Source organism: Streptomyces adelaidensis, from assembly GCF_016598475.1.
Taxonomy (GTDB): Bacteria; Actinomycetota; Actinomycetes; order Streptomycetales; family Streptomycetaceae; genus Streptomyces; species Streptomyces adelaidensis.
Window position 1 is genome coordinate 1 of record NZ_JAEMUX010000060.1, and the last position, 15039, is coordinate 15039.

Annotated in this window: 14 protein-coding genes and 1 pseudogene; 11 read left to right on the forward strand and 4 right to left on the reverse strand. The window is 69.1% G+C overall.

Going from position 1 to position 15039, the window contains the following annotated elements; all coding sequences use genetic code 11:
* The 3 genes and pseudogenes from I8N67_RS28585 to I8N67_RS28595 form a co-directional block, all read left to right on the forward strand.
* A pseudogene (locus I8N67_RS28585) lies at positions 1-310 on the forward strand (tripartite tricarboxylate transporter substrate-binding protein); the annotation flags it as partial.
* Positions 307-822: a tripartite tricarboxylate transporter TctB family protein gene (locus I8N67_RS28590; RefSeq protein WP_200307100.1), complete on the forward strand. Its 516-nt coding sequence runs from the start codon at positions 307-309 to the stop codon at positions 820-822. The pseudogene I8N67_RS28585 and the gene I8N67_RS28590, both read left to right, overlap by 4 nt.
* Positions 823-835: 13 nt before the next feature.
* Positions 836-2329 (forward strand): tripartite tricarboxylate transporter permease, encoded by a 1494-nt coding sequence (locus I8N67_RS28595; RefSeq protein WP_200307101.1) that lies wholly within the window; start codon positions 836-838, stop codon positions 2327-2329.
* A gap of 147 nt (positions 2330-2476) precedes the next feature.
* Here I8N67_RS28595 and I8N67_RS28600 read toward each other — a convergent pair whose 3' ends face one another.
* From I8N67_RS28600 to I8N67_RS28610, 3 genes are all read right to left on the reverse strand, one after another.
* Positions 2477-2665, reverse strand: a complete 189-nt coding sequence (locus I8N67_RS28600; RefSeq protein WP_200307102.1) for a hypothetical protein — start codon at positions 2663-2665, stop codon at positions 2477-2479.
* A gap of 61 nt (positions 2666-2726) precedes the next feature.
* The gene (locus I8N67_RS28605) at positions 2727-3746 is read right to left on the reverse strand and encodes a pectinesterase family protein (protein WP_200307103.1); all 1020 of its coding nucleotides are present in this window, start codon (positions 3744-3746) and stop codon (positions 2727-2729) included.
* A gap of 72 nt (positions 3747-3818) precedes the next feature.
* On the reverse strand, positions 3819-4592 hold the full coding sequence (locus I8N67_RS28610) for a rhamnogalacturonan acetylesterase (protein WP_234046444.1): 774 nt from the start codon (positions 4590-4592) through the stop codon (positions 3819-3821).
* A gap of 795 nt (positions 4593-5387) precedes the next feature.
* Here I8N67_RS28610 and I8N67_RS28615 point away from each other — a divergent pair.
* From I8N67_RS28615 to I8N67_RS28630, 4 genes are all read left to right on the forward strand, one after another.
* Positions 5388-5591 carry a cold-shock protein gene (locus I8N67_RS28615; RefSeq protein WP_200307105.1) on the forward strand — a complete coding sequence of 68 codons (204 nt, stop codon included), beginning with the start codon at positions 5388-5390 and terminating at the stop codon, positions 5589-5591.
* A gap of 320 nt (positions 5592-5911) precedes the next feature.
* Positions 5912-7423, forward strand: a complete 1512-nt coding sequence (locus I8N67_RS28620; RefSeq protein WP_200307106.1) for a DEAD/DEAH box helicase — start codon at positions 5912-5914, stop codon at positions 7421-7423.
* Positions 7424-7469: 46 nt separating this feature from the next.
* Positions 7470-7874 carry a CBS domain-containing protein gene (locus I8N67_RS28625; protein WP_200307107.1) on the forward strand — a complete coding sequence of 135 codons (405 nt, stop codon included), beginning with the start codon at positions 7470-7472 and terminating at the stop codon, positions 7872-7874.
* A gap of 54 nt (positions 7875-7928) precedes the next feature.
* Positions 7929-8240 carry an SCO5918 family protein gene (locus I8N67_RS28630; protein WP_200307108.1) on the forward strand — a complete coding sequence of 104 codons (312 nt, stop codon included), beginning with the start codon at positions 7929-7931 and terminating at the stop codon, positions 8238-8240.
* A gap of 546 nt (positions 8241-8786) precedes the next feature.
* Here I8N67_RS28630 and I8N67_RS28635 read toward each other — a convergent pair.
* Complete coding sequence (locus tag I8N67_RS28635; protein WP_200307109.1) at positions 8787-10328, reverse strand: alanine/glycine:cation symporter family protein; 1542 nt, start codon at positions 10326-10328, stop codon at positions 8787-8789.
* Between the two features lie 338 nt (positions 10329-10666).
* Here I8N67_RS28635 and nhaA point away from each other — a divergent pair, with 338 nt between their 5' ends.
* The 4 genes from nhaA to I8N67_RS28655 all read left to right on the forward strand — a co-directional run bounded on the left by nhaA (position 10667) and on the right by I8N67_RS28655 (position 15012).
* Entirely contained in the window at positions 10667-11998 is a 1332-nt protein-coding gene (gene nhaA, locus I8N67_RS28640; RefSeq protein WP_200307110.1) for a Na+/H+ antiporter NhaA, read from the forward strand.
* Positions 11995-12180, forward strand: a complete 186-nt coding sequence (locus tag I8N67_RS28645; protein WP_200307111.1) for a hypothetical protein — start codon at positions 11995-11997, stop codon at positions 12178-12180. The genes nhaA and I8N67_RS28645 overlap by 4 nt, the downstream gene beginning before the upstream one ends.
* A 295-nt stretch (positions 12181-12475) precedes the next feature.
* Positions 12476-12898 (forward strand): hypothetical protein, encoded by a 423-nt coding sequence (locus tag I8N67_RS28650; RefSeq protein ID WP_234046445.1) that lies wholly within the window; start codon positions 12476-12478, stop codon positions 12896-12898.
* An 80-nt stretch (positions 12899-12978) separates the two neighbouring features.
* Positions 12979-15012 carry a flotillin family protein gene (locus I8N67_RS28655; RefSeq protein ID WP_200307112.1) on the forward strand — a complete coding sequence of 678 codons (2034 nt, stop codon included), beginning with the start codon at positions 12979-12981 and terminating at the stop codon, positions 15010-15012.
* Positions 15013-15039: the final 27 nt, after the last annotated feature.

A 15039-nucleotide genomic window follows, 5' to 3' on the forward strand; every position in this document is an offset into this window, starting at 1 on the left:
GCTCAAGGGACTCGCCGTACTGAGCGAGAAGCGGCTGCCCGGCCTTGACGCACCCACCGCCTCCGAGCAGGGATACGACGTCACGCTGGCCAACTGGCGGGGCATCTACGGCCCTCCGGGCATGCCCGCGTACGCGGTGACGTACTGGCAGAACGCCCTGCGGCGGGCGGTGGAGAGCGACACCTGGAAGCGCATCGCCGAGCGCAACGAGTGGACCACGACCTTCATGACCGGCAAGACCCTCTCCGACTACCTGGCGAAAACCCAGGCCTCGGTGGAGAAGGGGCTCCGGGAGACGGGACAGCTGTGAGTACCCTGCCGGACCGGTCCTCGCCGAGGGCGGACGTCACAGTGGGCCTGGGGGTCACCGCGGCCGGTATGGGACTGTTCCTGGCGGCGCTGCGCATCGCGGCGCCGCCGGGCGGCTCGGACACCCTCGGCCCGTCCGCCTTCCCCGTCGCGGTGAGTCTGCTCCTGGCGCTGTCGGGCCTGATGCTCGCGGGCAGGGGAGCGCGCGCCGGGCACAGGACGCGGCACACGGCCGTACCGGAGCGGACCGAGGGGCCGCTCGAATCGTCCGAACCCCCGGTTCCCTGGCGTCGACTGGCCCTGATGACAACCCTGTTCACCGCCTACGTACTGTTCTTCATCCCTCTCGGCTACCTGACCGCGACCACGGCCTACCTGTTCGCCACCAGCACACTGATCGACCGGGAACGGTGGCGACGCAACCTCGGCTTCGCCGTCGCCTTCACCGTCGTTGTCCACGTCTCGTTCACCAGGCTGCTCGGGATCGAACTGCCCGCCGGTCTCCTCGGCTGAGCGAAAGGGACTCGTGGACGCGTTCGCCCATCTGTTCTCGGGAGTGGTCCACGCCCTCACTCCCGAGAACCTGCTCTTCGTCTTCCTGGGGGTGCTGGTCGGAACGGCCGTCGGCGTCCTACCCGGCGTCGGGCCGATCACGGCCATCGCCCTGCTCATCCCGCTGTCCTTCGGACTCGATCCGGCGGCCGGTCTGATCCTGCTCAGCGGGATCTACTACGGCGCGATGTACGGCGGTTCGACCACCTCGATCCTCATCAGGACACCGGGCGAGGTGGCCTCCGCGGTGACGGCGCTGGACGGCTACGAGATGGCCCGCAAGGGCCGCGCCGGTGCCGCGCTGGCCACCGCCGCGGTGGGCTCGTACATCGGCGGGATCGTCGCCGTCCTCGGTCTGGTCCTCGTCGCGCCCCTCATGGTGCGGGTTTCCGTCGCCTTCGGCTCGGCCGAGTACACCGTGCTGATGTTCGGCGCCCTGGCCATGACGGCCTCGCTGATCACCGGCTCGCGCCTGAAGGCGTGCGTCTCCGTCCTGTTCGGGATGGCTGTCGCCCTGGTCGGCACCGACAGCCAGTCGTCGGTCAGACGCTGGACCTTCGGCGTGCTCGAACTCTCCGACGGCATTGACATCGCCCTGGTCGCCATGGCGCTGTTCGCCGTGCCCGAAGCCCTGCGGCAGTTGTCGGTCGGCCGGAAGCGGCCGGACGAGGGGGTGGAGATGACCGGTCGTGCCTGGATGAACCGCGAGGAACTGTGCCTCTCGCTGCCCGCCTACGGCCGTGGCACGCTTGTCGGCTTCCTCTCCGGTCTGCTGCCCGGGTTCGGCCCCACCCTGGGCACCTTCGCGGCGTACTCCCTCGAGAAGCGCATCGCGCGCGGCGAGCGTAGACGCCTCTTCGGCCATGGGGCCATCGAGGGTGTCGCCGCACCCGAGACCGCCAACAACGCCGGCGTCGGCGCCGCCATGATCCCCATGATGACGCTGGCCGTGCCCGCGTCGGCGACCACGGCTCTTCTGCTGTTCGTCTTCCAGATGTACGGCCTTCAGCCGGGACCCCAGCTGTTCAGCTCGGACCCCGACCTCGTGTGGACGATCGTGGCCAGCATGCTCGTGGGCAACACGATGCTGTTGATCCTCAACCTGCCCATGGTCCGGCTCTTCGTGAAACTTCTGACGGTACCACCGCCGCTGCTCTACGGCAGCGTGATCGCCTTCACGATGCTGGGTGCCTACGCCCTCACCTTCAGTATGTTCAGCCTCCTGATGCTGCTCGGCATCGGGCTGGTGGGCTACGTCATGCAGGAGAACGGGTTCCCGCTGACCCCCGCCATCCTGGCCGCCGTACTGACACCGCTGCTGGAGGACAACCTCCGGCGCAGCCTGATCATCGCCGGCGGCGACTGGACCGTCTTCGTCGAACGCCCGCTGTCACTGTCACTGCTGGCGCTGATCGCCCTCGGCGTCGGCGTCCCCGCGGTGCTCAGGATCCGAAGGCCCCGTCCGTGATCGTGTACGGGCGAACCCCGTGTCCGGCGCGCCGGAGCTCTCCGGCCGACGCTCTCACGCGGCCACGGAGGAGTAGGAATCGCCCTGGGCGCCCTCACGATGCTCGGCGAGCCGAGAAACCTGCTCTGACCCGGGCTTTTCCACGACTCAGCTGAACATGTCGGCGAAATCGCCTGGGCCGAGTCGGCGGGCGAGGGCCGCGTGGCGGCCGCGGGGTGGCTCGCCCACCGGGTCGGCAGCGGCATCAAGTGCCCGGCGCTCGTCGTCGGTGAACTCCGGCCGGGTCCGGCCCGGCCCGGCCGGTACGCGCTGTTCCCGCTGGTCGGCGTTTGCCACGCGGCGGGTCGGTCCGTTGTCGATGACTCGCCGGTTCGCGCTTCGCCGCAGGCGGTTCCTTTTACGGCACTGGGTTCCAGTTGTCATTGCCGGCCAGGTAGTTCTGGGCGGTGTAGCTCGCGGCCGTCGAGGCGCTCATCTGCGGCCGGTCGCTGGTTCCCTGGGTGGCACCGGAGCCGGTGTTGTTGTACTCCGAGAACCGGCAGGTCTTCCAGGAGAAGCCGCCCATGTCCTGCCAGGCGCCGGCCTGCCGGAGGTGGCCGCCGAGCGTGGAGTCCCGGACGAGCACCTGGCCTATCGCGTCCGTGGCGCCGCCGGCGTGCCAGCAGCGGCCCAGCGCCACCGTCTGCGAGGCGGCGGTACTCAGCAGGGTCGACCGGGTGATCAGGATGCCGTACTTGTTGCTGGTGTTGGTGGCCGCGGCGGTGATGTAGCCGTTGTTGGTGCTGCTTCGGTCGAGCGAGCGGATTGTCGAGCTGTCGATCACCAGCGCACCATTGCCGTAGATGAAGTCGACGGCACCCTCGATGTAGCTCTTGTAGACGTACTGGCGGACCTGGGAGCTGCCGGTGCCGCCCCAGGACAGGAAGGTGTCCTGGTAGCCGAGCAACCGGACGTTGCGGTAGAACTGCCGGTCGCCCCCCGCATACAGGGCCAGGGCCTGGCTGTCGTGGGCGGCATAGGTGTTGGCGATCGTGAGGCCCTTGATCGTGGTGTTCGCGGCCCTGTTCAGCACGGTGGCGCTGCCGGCCGTCCCGGCGGTGGAGGCCGGGGCGCTACCGGTGATCACGACGTCCGTCGAGGTGCCCGTGGCACCCTGCAGGGTGATGCCGGACTTGCTCGACGGAATGGACACCTGACCCTGGTAGGTGCCGGCTTTGATGGTGATGACAGTTCCCGTGGAGGCGGCCGCGACGGCTGCCTGGATGGTGGTGTAGTTGCCCGACCCATCGGCGGCGACCGTGATCGCGGTGGCGGCGGAAGCGTTGTCGGTGCAGACGGTGACGGCCGCGGCCGCGGTGGCTAAGGCGGCGACCGTGGCGCGGGCGCTGACGAATCGGCGCTTGGTGAGAAGGGGCATGTACGGCTGCTTTCTCATGGCCGCGCCGGGGCGCGGCGGACGGATCGCCCCTGGAGGGGAAGCGACGGGTGCTCAGTAGGGTGCGGTGGTGGGCCAGACGATCGCGCTGGTGGGGATTTTGTCGTCGAGCTTCTGGAAGTCGGCCGCCGGAATGACGGCTTGGCTGTTGAGCGAGCGGGCCACCAGGCGGGCTACCTGGATCGCGCCGTACGCCTGGAAGTGGGTGTTGTCCGCGATCCCGTCCGGGTAGTTGGGGTACGTCCCGGCCGGCAGGGTCATGAAGTAGTTCTTGGTGCCTTCGACTCCTTGCGCGTTCCACAGCCGCGTGCTGGAGGCGGTCAGGTCGATCAGCGGCACACCTTTGGCCGTGGCGAGTTCGGTCATCGCGGCCGGGTACTCACCGTGACTGGGCGTGATGACGCCGACGCTGTTGAAGCGGCGCCGCTCGACCGGTGTGATGAGGACCGGGTTGGCTCCCTTGGCCCGCGCCTTGTCGATGTACTGCGACAGGTAGGACTTGTACGTCGTCGCCGGGATCGTGTACCGGGTGGGGTCGTCGACTTTCTCGTCGTTGTGCCCGAACGAGATGAGCAGGTAGTCGCCTGCCGTGATGAGGCCGAGGATGTGGTCGAGCCGGCCGAGGTCGATGAAGCTCTTGGAGCTGGCGCCTGACTTGGCGACGTTCACGACCACCGCGTTGGAGTTGAAGAAGACGGGGAGGGCCTGTCCCCAGCCGGTCCGGGGGGCCTGGCCGGTGGTGTAGGTCGACGCGGTCGAGTCGCCGGCGACGTACACGCGCACCGGGGAGGCGGCATACGCGTTGGTCGTGCCGTGGCTCAATAACATGAGTGGCAGCGCACCCAAGCACACTGCCAACGCGAACAGCGCGCGCCAGGGTCGCCCTACAGCACGCCAACGAGGTCCACGGCTCACGGTTGTGCTCCTGTCGACAGACCGCCGTGCGGCGGGAGCGGGCATCGTCTCGTACTGTCAAATCAGCATCCGTCGAGAAAAATTGTCAACGCCGGTGGATGAAGTTCTTCTGGATGGCTGCGAGCAAGGCGTGTTCGACGAGGCGTTCGACGAGTGCCTGTCTTGAAGTGAGCGTCGGCGCGGATGACGGCGACGAGTTCGGGCGCGTTCACGGGCGGGCTTGTCCTGACCAGGCCGAGAACCTGAGCCCTGTCCTGGCCTTCTTCGGGCGGCGTGGTCTCAGCGGCGCGCAGCAGCGGCTGCGCGGCCCTGATCTGTGTCGAGATTGGCGCACGGTTCGATGGGGGCCGGTGCCACCGGAATAGTTGTGTGTTCTGAGCCGGGAACAGAGACCGCTCTTCCCGAGACGCTGCGCTCCGGACGGGGCAATATCTATGACCGCGAGGTGAGGCTTCAACAGGCAGCGCCGGGAGTGTTTTTATGCTAACTGGCAGAGCGGAGTTATTTACCGTACGTCGGCTGCTACGCCGTGCTACTGTCGATCTCAGTTGCAGTCGTGGTTCCCAAACTTCAAGCGCCTTCGTCGATATTCTGCGGCGACTGGAAGCTTTTGTGTATTGCCGGTATTTTTTCGGACGGGGCATCATCGCGGCGACCCGGTATCCGTGCGTCGCGGGTCTCGGCGTACTGCCCTAGAGGAGATATATCGTGGCATCAGGCACTGTGAAGTGGTTCAACGCGGCCAAGGGATTCGGATTCATCGAGCAGGACGGTGGCGGCGCTGACGTGTTCGCCCACTTCTCGAACATCTCCGCCCAGGGCTTCCGTGAGCTGCTCGAAGGTCAGAAGGTCACCTTCGACATCGCGCCGGGGCAGAAGGGCCCGACGGCCGAGAACATCGTTCTCGCCTGACGTTGACGCGTACTTCGTAGCTGGGGCCCGCATCCCTTGGGGTGCGGGCCCCAGCTACGGGCATTTCCCGCAGTGGTGTCACCTGAACACTGCCGTACCTCTTTCCCCAGTGATCCGCGCCTCTTCGGAGCTGCAACCGGTCGACGTCCGGGATTTCACATCCATATGACGTTACCTATTTCGCCTTTGTGCCCCGCAGTGGATTCACTGCAAGCCAGATTATTTTTCGCATTCCATTCGGCCCGTTCTTGTGATTCCCCGCGCTGCTCTTTTGCTGCGGGAATTCCTTGGTGCGTGCCGCGTATCACGGAAGGTTCTCGATGAACCCCACACGTACGAACGGCCGCTCCTCCCGCCCCCGCCGGACCGAGGGCTCCGCTTTCGGCTCCAGCGCCGGTTCGAGGCGGGGCGCCCGCCTCGGCTCGCCCGCCCCGAGCCGTTCGGGCGGCCCGAGCCGTTCGGGCGGCCAGGGCCGGCGGCCCGCAGCGGCGCAGGGCGAGTTCGCACTGCCGGAGACGATCACTCCCGCGCTGCCCGCGGTCGAGGCGTTTGCCGATCTCGACATGCCGGGGCCGCTGCTGGCCGCGCTGACGGCGCAAGGAGTGAGCGTCCCCTTCCCGATCCAGGGCGCGACCCTGCCTAACACCCTCGCGGGCCGCGACGCCCTGGGGCGCGGGCGCACCGGCTCCGGCAAGACCCTCGCCTTCGGCCTGGCCCTGCTGGCCCGCACGGCCGGACAGCGCGCCGAGCCCCGCCAGCCGCTGGCCCTGGTCCTCGTGCCGACGCGTGAGCTGGCCCAGCAGGTGACCGACGCACTCACCCCCTATGCCCGCTCGGTGAAGCTGCGCCTGGCCACCGTCGTCGGCGGGATGTCGATCGGCCGGCAGGCCAATGCGCTGCGCGGTGGCGCCGAGGTCGTCGTCGCGACGCCGGGCCGGCTCAAGGACCTCATCGACCGCGGTGACTGCCGACTGAACCAGGTCGCGATCACCGTCCTGGACGAGGCCGATCAGATGGCCGACATGGGCTTCATGCCCCAGGTCACCGCTCTGCTGGACCAGGTCCGCCCCGAGGGCCAGCGGATGCTGTTCTCGGCCACCCTCGACCGCAACGTCGACCGCCTGGTCCGCCGCTACCTCACCGACCCGGTCGTCCACTCCGTCGACCCGTCCGCGGGCGCGGTCACCACGATGGAGCATCACATGCTGTACGTCCACGGCGCCGACAAGCACCGGACGACGACGCAGATCGCGGCGCGCGAGGGCCGGGTGATCATGTTCTTGGACACCAAGCACGCCGTCGACCGGCTGACCGAGGACCTGCTGAACAGCGGTGTCCGGGCCGCCGCCCTGCACGGCGGCAAGTCACAGCCACAGCGCACCCGGACCCTGGCCCAGTTCAAGACCGGGCACGTCACCGTGCTCGTGGCCACGAACGTCGCGGCCCGCGGCATCCACGTCGACAACCTCGACCTCGTCGTCAACGTCGACCCGCCGACCGACCACAAGGACTACCTCCACCGCGGCGGCCGCACCGCGCGCGCCGGGGAGTCCGGCAGCGTCGTCACCCTGGTCACACCGAACCAGCGCCGCGACATGACCCGCCTCATGACCGCCGCCGGCATCGTGCCCCAGACCACCCAGGTCCGCTCCGGCGAGGAGGCACTCAGCCGGATCACCGGCGCCCGGACCCCCTCCGGCATCCCTGTGACGATCACCGCCCCGGTGGTCGAGCGGCGTCAGCGCGGTGCGTCCTCCCGGGGCCGGCGCAGTCCTGCTTCGGCCGCCCGGCGCGTGAGCGCGCGGCAGACCTCCTTCGACGCGGCGGCCTAGAGACTTCGTGATCCGCAAGTTGACCCATTCATGCAGGAGGCACCTTGTGACGCTGGTTCAGATGCAGCCCCGCTCGACGAGTGCCACCCCCGTGCACCGGACGGTGGCCGACGCCATGGACGCCGCCGGACCGCAGGTCTGTGACGACATGACCGTCGAGGTGGCCCTGTCCGTCATGGCCGGTGCCCACACCGGGCACCTGCTCGTCCGCGACGACGACGGCGTATGCACCGGACTGGTCACCCGGGCCCAACTCACCGCGGCCCGGGACAGCTCCGCGTACCCGGACCGGGTCCAACTGCGCGACATCCTCGGCGAACGAGGGTCGTTCACCTCGCCCGTGACCACCATGGCCGAAGCCGAGGACGCGATGCGCCGCAGCCGGCTCGATGCCCTGCCTGTGGTCGACGAACACGGCAGAGCCTTGGGCGTCCTCGCCCTTGCCCGCTGAACCGCCTCGACCGCGGCGGAACCATCCCCCTCGTTCTTCTCCCTGTGAGGCATCATGCGCTGTGTCATCGCCCGCTTCCCGTTCGACCTCACCAAGAGCGGCGTTCTTGAAGCGATGAAGGGCGTCAAGCCCGAGCAGGCTTCCGGCGAGTCCGTGATCATCGGCCGACGCACCTACCCCGCCAAACAGGTCGGCCAAGTCGTCACACGCCAGGACCGCCGCGACTTCAGCGCCGGCGAAGTCCTGCGGGCCATGACCCAGCTCGGCTTCACCTGCCGCGACCTTCCCCAGACCCTCGCGCCCACGCGCGTCCTCGACCCGGTGCAACAGGCCTCCGCGATGCTCGGCGTCCCCGCGGCAGTCTGACCGACGGGCAGGGGCCTGCCGTCTCGGCGTTCGGGCCGGTCGGCCGACGTCGCCGCGCGGGACGGTCACCGGGACGCTGGATTGCGCCGGCTGGAGCGCGGCGACCTGCGCACGACGGTCGCGCCACCTGCGGTGGTGGCCGTGGGGGCGATGTGACCGGTACGAGGGTGAGGTCGTCAGCCGTGGACTGCCTCGGAGTCGCAACGGCATGGTCCGGCAGGTGGAGGTGGTGACCTACCGGAAGGCGGCCGCTCAACCGGAGATGGCGTAACCCCGGTCGGTGAGGACCGGCACCCAGGTGGTTGATAGGAGTCGTCACCTCGGTCGGGAGCGTCGACACCGTCACCGCGGCCCGGTCTTCGCCCTGCTCGCCGACCCTGGCCCTGGACCCTATGGTCGCCTCCGCCCACCCAAGCGCCCATTCACGCGGAGCTGCCCGGCATCGTCGTGCACCAGTCTGCCCGGGTTGTCGAGGGCGCTGCGGTGGCGCGGGACCGCCCCGTACCGAGGAGTGGTACGGGGCGGTCCATATGTTGAGCCGTGAGGTCAGAGGACCTTGGTGGACTCGCGTTCGTCCTCTGGGTCTTGGCCGCCCACGGCCGCCCCTGCGTCCCGGCTCCGGACGAAGTCCAGGAAGGAGTCGAGCTCGCGCTTGACCACGGGGACCAGCAGGTAGAGGCCGATGATGTTGAAGACCGACAGCGTGAACAGCGCCGAGTCGGCCAGGCTGATCAGCGAGTCGAGGGAGAGCAGGGAGCCCGCGACGACGAACACGCTCCAGATGATTTTGAAGACGGTCTCGCTGGTCCTGCTCTTCCCGAAGAGGTAGGTCCACGCCTTGAGACCGTAGTAGCCCCAGGTCAGAATCGTGGAGAAGGCGAACAGCAGCACCGCGATCGTCAGCAGGTCGGGGAACCAGGGCAGCACGGTCCCGAAGGCGTCGGAGGTGATCGTGACGCCGCCGATGCTCTCGCCCTCGCGCGCCTCGGCCCAGCTGGCCGGTTTGGCGATGACGATGGTCAGCGCGGTCATGGTGCAGATGACGACCGTGTCGATGAACGGCTCCAGCAGAGCGACCAGGCCCTCGCTCGCGGGGTGCCTGGTCTTGACCGCGGAGTGGGCGATCGGGGCGGAGCCCAGACCGGCCTCGTTGGAGAAGGCGGCCCGCTGGAAGCCGACGATCAGGGCACCGAGCACACCGCCCGTGACACCGTCGGCTTCGAACGCGCCCTCGAAAATTTCCTGGATCGCGTCGGGTACCGCCGTGACGTTCACCAGGATGACGATCAGGCAGGCCACGATGTACATGCCGGCCATCGCCGGGACCAGCCGACTGGTGACCGAGGCGATGGAGCGGATGCCGCCGAGCAGCACCAGGCCGACCAGTGCGGCGACCACCAGGCCGAAGAGGATGGCACCGGCGGAGGAGGCCATGAAGCCGTCCTCCCCGCCGACGGTCGAGGCGACCTGCGCGTAGCTCTGGTTGGCCTGGAGCAGGTTCCCGCCGAAGAGGCCGAAGAAGAGGATCATGACGGAGGCGAGGACGGCGAGCACCTTGCCGAACATGGCGCCGCCCTTGCCGAAGCGCTCGGCGAGTCCCTTGGGCAGGTAGTGCATCGGACCGCCGGAGACGGTGCCGTCCTCGTGCTCCTGGCGGTACTTCACACCGAGGGTGACCTCGACGAACTTGGTGGCCATGCCGAGCAGGCCGCAGAGGATCATCCAGAAGGTGGCGCCGGCGCCACCGATGCTGACGGCGACGGCGACACCGGCGATGTTGCCGAGGCCGACGGTGCCGGAGACGGCGGCGGTCAGCGCCTGGAAGTGGTTGACCTCACCGGGCGAGCCCTCCTCGTCGTACTTGCCGCGCACCACATCGAAGGCGAGCTTGAACTTGCGGGCCTGGATGAGCCCGAACCAGGTGGTGAAGACGAGGCCCGCGACCACCAGCCAGGCGACGATGAGCGGAAGTTCGGTGCCGCCGACGGACACGGCGTAGAAGACGACGTCGCTGACATGTTCGGCGACGGGTTCGAAGAAATCGCTGACTGCGTCGTCGATGGATGTGGTGACGGACTCGAGTGACATCGGGTCTACCTCGGGGAGCGGGGACGTGCTGGCGGGGCGCCGCGGTGGGGGTGGGGAAAGACGCGGTAGGGGCGTGGTGAAGGTGGGCCCGCGACGGAGTGGGAAGTCTTACCATGTTCATTGCGAATCCTTTAGTGACGTGAGTCACCCAAAGGCCCCTCTCGGCGTGAACCCCCAGGGGTGGTGACGTGATCGTTATCCGGATCTGAGCGTCCGTTGAGGGAACGCGGCCGTCTTGTAGAGTGCGAAGAACGCGTCGAGAGGCGCGCGGTGTGCCGGGAAGTCTGGTCGGCGTGTAGGGGCCTTGTGCCCGTCCGTCGAATCCCGGAGGCCCCCGTATGTGTGCTGCCCCGCGTGAGCGTTCCGTCTTCCTCGGGCTGCTGCCCTGGCCGGAGCGTGAGCGGGTGGCCCGGGCGCTGCGTACGGAGACGGTCGGCGGGCTGGTGCTGCTGGTGGCGGCCGCGGTGGCGCTGGTGTGGGCGAACAGCCCGCTGAAGGACCTCTACGAGCGGATACGTGACTTCCACTTCGGCGTACCGGCGCTCGGGTTGGATCTGTCGGTGGGGCACTGGACCTCCGACGGGCTGCTGACGGTGTTCTTCCTGGTCGCCGGGATCGAACTGAAGCGCGAGCTGGTCGTCGGCGAACTGCGCACACCGGCCACGGCCGCGCTGCCGGTCGTCGCGGCCGTGTGCGGGATGGCGGTGCCCGCGGCCGTCTACGTCGCCACGGTCGGTCCGGGCGGCGGCAAATTGGACGGGTGGGCGGTGCCGATGGCCACCGACATCGCCTTCGCCCTCGCCGTTCTGGCGGTCATCTCCACCCATCTGCCCGCTGCCCTGCGCGCGTTCCTGCTCACCTTGGCCGTGGTCGACGACCTCGGCGCGATCCTCGTCATCGCCGTCTTCTTCACCGACGATCTCAATCCGTACGCGCTGGGCGGGGCGGCGGCGGGCCTGATCGTCTTCTACACGCTCCAGCGGCTGCGGGTGACCGGCTGGTGGTGGTACGCGCCCCTCGGAGTCACGGTCTGGGCGCTGATGTACAACGGCGGCGTCCACGCCACCGTCGCCGGCGTCGCCATGGGGCTGATCCTTCGCACCCGCCCCGACGAGGGCGAGTCGGCGTCGCCGGGCGAGCGCACCGGGCACCTGCTGCACCCCCTGTCCGCCGGCGTCGCCGTCCCCCTGTTCGCGCTGTTCGCCGCGGGAGTGAGCGTCTCCGCCGATGCCCTGGGCGAGGTGTTCACCCGTCCGGAGCCGCTCGGCGTCATCCTGGGCCTGGTGCTCGGCAAGATCGTGGGCATCTTCACGGGGACCTACCTCGCGGCCCGCTTCACCCGAGCGCGGCTCAATCCCGACCTCGCCTGGGCCGACGTGTTCGCGCTCGCCACCCTGGCCGGCATCGGGTTCACCGTCGCCCTGCTCATCGCTGAACTCGCCTTCCCCCAAGCGGCGCAGGGCGAACACGTCAAAGCCGCGGTCCTCATCGCCTCCCTCGTCTCCGCTCTCCTCGCCACGCTGCTCCTGCGTCGCCGCAACCGGCTCTACCGGCGCCTGTACGACGAGGAGAGCGTCGACGCGGACGCCGACGGCATCCCGGACGTCTACCAGCAGGCAGTCGAAGCCCCGAGCAGGGCGGACCGGCAGGACGAGGCGTCCGGCCGATGACCGCCGACGCCTCGCTGCCGGCACCCGTGATCGTCGCCGCCGCCCTGCTGATCAGGACGGCGCTCGGCGAACTCCGGCAACCGGGCGGCGCACGCGAGCGGTGGGCCTGGACCACCGACCGCCCGGCCATGGCCGGCGGAGCCGTCGCGGCGATGGCCGTCCTGCTGCTCGGCCGGCACTAGGCCGGCGTTGCCGCCGTGGCCTGGGGGGCGGCGGGCCGCGGTCCGCTTGGTCGCCTTGCGCGGGCCGAGGAGCTTTCCCAGTGGCTCACCGGCACTCAGGCTCTGCTCAACACTGCCGGGACACGGCAATGTATGGGGGTGGTGCGGTCGTACATCATGGCGTTCGGGGGAGCACTGCGGATGGGTTCGGTGCCGGACACCGGCAGGTGTGCGGCACCGAACCCGGACGGAAAGCGGTGCACCGTCCACAGACGCCACAGGTGCCACAGAGGCTGTGTTCGGGAGAGGGGGACGGATGACGCCCATGTCGATGCCGACGCTCGTTCAGGCCGCCGTGGGCTTTCCCGTCCTCCTCTTCACCGCCGGCCTTGTCGTGGTCGTGTGCTTCTGGCTGCTGGTCGCCGTCGGCGTCACCTCCCTGGGCAGCTTCGACGCGGACGTCGACCTGGAGGGCTGGGGGATGGGCGGGGTACCGGTGTCGGTCGCGTTGTCCCTGCTCACCGCGCTCGCCTGGTTCCTCGGTGTCGGCGCGAGCGTCCTGCTGGTCGGACTGACGGGTGAGGGAGCGGTGACCGGCCTGCTGCGTCCGGTGGTGACGGCCGGGGCGTTGTTCGTCGCCTGGCGGCTGACCTGCCTGTTCGTACGGCCGCTGCACCGGCTCTTCCCCGACGAACCCGGCTTCGCCCGTTCCGCGGCGCCCGACCGCCGCAAAGCCTGAGCCACCACACGCCTCGGCGGGGCCCGGCCCCGTACGGCCGTCTCCCACTTCAACCGCCCTATGCCTCAAGGACGTATGCCATGGATGTCATCGGCGTGCTCGCCGTCGTCTGCCTGCTCTTCGTTGTCCTCGTGCTGTTCGTCGTCTCGCGGCTGTTCCGCAAGGTGGAGCAGGGCAAGGCGCTGATCGTCTCCAAGATGCGCAGGGTCGACGTGACCTTCACCGGGCAGGTCGTCCTGCCGGTGCTGCACAAGGCCGAGGTGATGGACATCTCGGTGAAGACCATCGAGATCATGCGGGCCGGCAAGGAGGGGCTGATCTGCCGGGACAACATCCGCGCGGACATCCGGATCTCGTTCTTCGTGAAGGTCAACAAGACCGTGGAGGACGTCGTCAAGGTCGCCCAGGCGGTCGGTACGGCGCGGGCGAGTGACCGGGACACATTGCAGGAGCTGTTCCACGCGAAGTTCTCCGAGGCCCTCAAGACCGTCGGCAAGCAGCTGGACTTCACCGACCTCTACACCAAGCGCGAAGAGCTGCGGTACCGGATCATCGAGGTCATCGGCGTCGACCTCAACGGCTACCACCTGGAGGACGCGGCGATCGACTACCTGGAGCAGACGCCGCTGATCCAGCTCGACCCGGCCAACGTCCTCGACGCGCAGGGCATCCGGAAGATCACCGAGCTGACGGCCGTGGAGCACGTGCGCACCAACGAGGCCCAGCGCACGGAGGAGAAGGAGATCAAGCGGCAGAACGTCGACGCCCGCGAGGCCATCCTGGAGCTGGAGCGGCGGCAGGTGGATGCCGAGATCAAGCAGCGGCGGGAGATCGAGACCGTACGGGCGCGTGAGGAGGCCGAGACGGCGCGGGTGGTGGAGGAGGAGCGGCTGCGGGCGCAGGGCGCGTTCCTCGCCACCGAGGAGAAGCTCGGCGTCCAGCGGGAGAACCAGGCCCGTGAGATCGCCGTCGCCGCGAAGAACCGTGAGCGGGTCATCGCCGTAGAGAGCGAGCGCATCGAGAAGGACCGGCTCCTCGAAGTCATCGCCCGGGAGCGGGAGACCGAGCTGACCCGGATCGCCGCGTCGAAGGAGGTCGAGGCGGAGAAGCGGGAGATCGCCGAGGTCATCCGTGAGCGCGTCGCGGTGGACCGTACGGTCGCCGAGCAGGAGGAGTCCATCAAGAAGCTCCGTGCCGTGGAGGAGGCGGAGCGGCAGCGGCAGACCGTGATCATCGCCGCCGAGGCCGAGGCGCAGGAGCAGCTGGTCAAGGACATCAAGGCCGCGGAGGCCGCCGAGCAGGCCGCCACGCACCGGGCCGCCGAGGAACTCACCCTGGCCGAGGCCCGGTTGAAGACGGCCGACCTCGACGCGCGGGCCAAGGTCCGGCTCGCCGAGGGCGTCCAGGCGGAGGCCGCCGCCGAAGGCCTGGCCGCCGTGCAGGTCCGCGACAAGGAGGCCGAGGTCATCGAGAAGTCCGGCCGGGCGGAGGCGGAGGCCACCGAGGCGCGGATGCGGGCCGAGGCGGAGGGCGCCAGGGCGAAGGCGCTCGCCGAGGCCACCGCCATCGGCGAGAAGCTGAAGGCGGAGGCCGCCGGTCTCACCGAGAAGGCGGCGGCGATGGCCGCGCTGGACGAGGCGTCCCGTACGCACGAGGAGTACCGGCTGCGGCTGGAGGCCGAGAAGGACATCCGGCTCGCCGGGCTTGAGGTGCAGCGGCAGGTCGCCGAGGCGCAGGCCACCGTGCTCGCCACCGGGCTGGAGAACGCCGACATCAACATCGTCGGCGGTGAATCGGTGTTCTTCGACCGGCTGATGTCCTCGATCGCGCTCGGTAAGGGCCTCGACGGCTTCGTCCAGCACTCCGAGACCGCCCAGGCGCTCGCCAAGCCCTGGCTCGACGGCACCGCCAGCTTCCCCGACGACCTCGGCCGCGTCCTCGGCTCGGTCTCGACGGCCGACGTGCAGAACCTCACCGTCTCCGCGCTGCTGATGAAGCTGATGGGGAAGGGCGGGGCCGACTCCGCCGCGTTGCGGCAGCTGCTCGACAAGGCGGGCGAGCTGGGTGTCTCGGACACCGCCCTCGCCGGCCTGAACGGCACCGCCAAGATCTGACCGGCCCGTGGTCAGGAGCTGCCGCAC

What these genes read in the sequence shown, in the direction of transcription:
- I8N67_RS28605 (WP_200307103.1), bottom strand. Translation starts at nt 3,746, where the DNA reads ATGCCCCTTCTCACCAAGCGCCGATTCGTCAGCGCCCGCGCCACGGTC.
- I8N67_RS28610 (WP_234046444.1), bottom strand. Translation starts at nt 4,592, where the DNA reads ATGTTATTGAGCCACGGCACGACCAACGCGTATGCCGCCTCCCCGGTG.
- I8N67_RS28620 (WP_200307106.1), top strand. Translation starts at nt 5,912, where the DNA reads ATGAACCCCACACGTACGAACGGCCGCTCCTCCCGCCCCCGCCGGACC.
- I8N67_RS28630 (WP_200307108.1), top strand. Translation starts at nt 7,929, where the DNA reads ATGCGCTGTGTCATCGCCCGCTTCCCGTTCGACCTCACCAAGAGCGGC.
- I8N67_RS28635 (WP_200307109.1), bottom strand. Translation starts at nt 10,328, where the DNA reads ATGTCACTCGAGTCCGTCACCACATCCATCGACGACGCAGTCAGCGAT.
- nhaA (WP_200307110.1), top strand. Translation starts at nt 10,667, where the DNA reads ATGTGTGCTGCCCCGCGTGAGCGTTCCGTCTTCCTCGGGCTGCTGCCC.
- I8N67_RS28645 (WP_200307111.1), top strand. Translation starts at nt 11,995, where the DNA reads ATGACCGCCGACGCCTCGCTGCCGGCACCCGTGATCGTCGCCGCCGCC.
- I8N67_RS28650 (WP_234046445.1), top strand. Translation starts at nt 12,476, where the DNA reads ATGACGCCCATGTCGATGCCGACGCTCGTTCAGGCCGCCGTGGGCTTT.
- I8N67_RS28655 (WP_200307112.1), top strand. Translation starts at nt 12,979, where the DNA reads ATGGATGTCATCGGCGTGCTCGCCGTCGTCTGCCTGCTCTTCGTTGTC.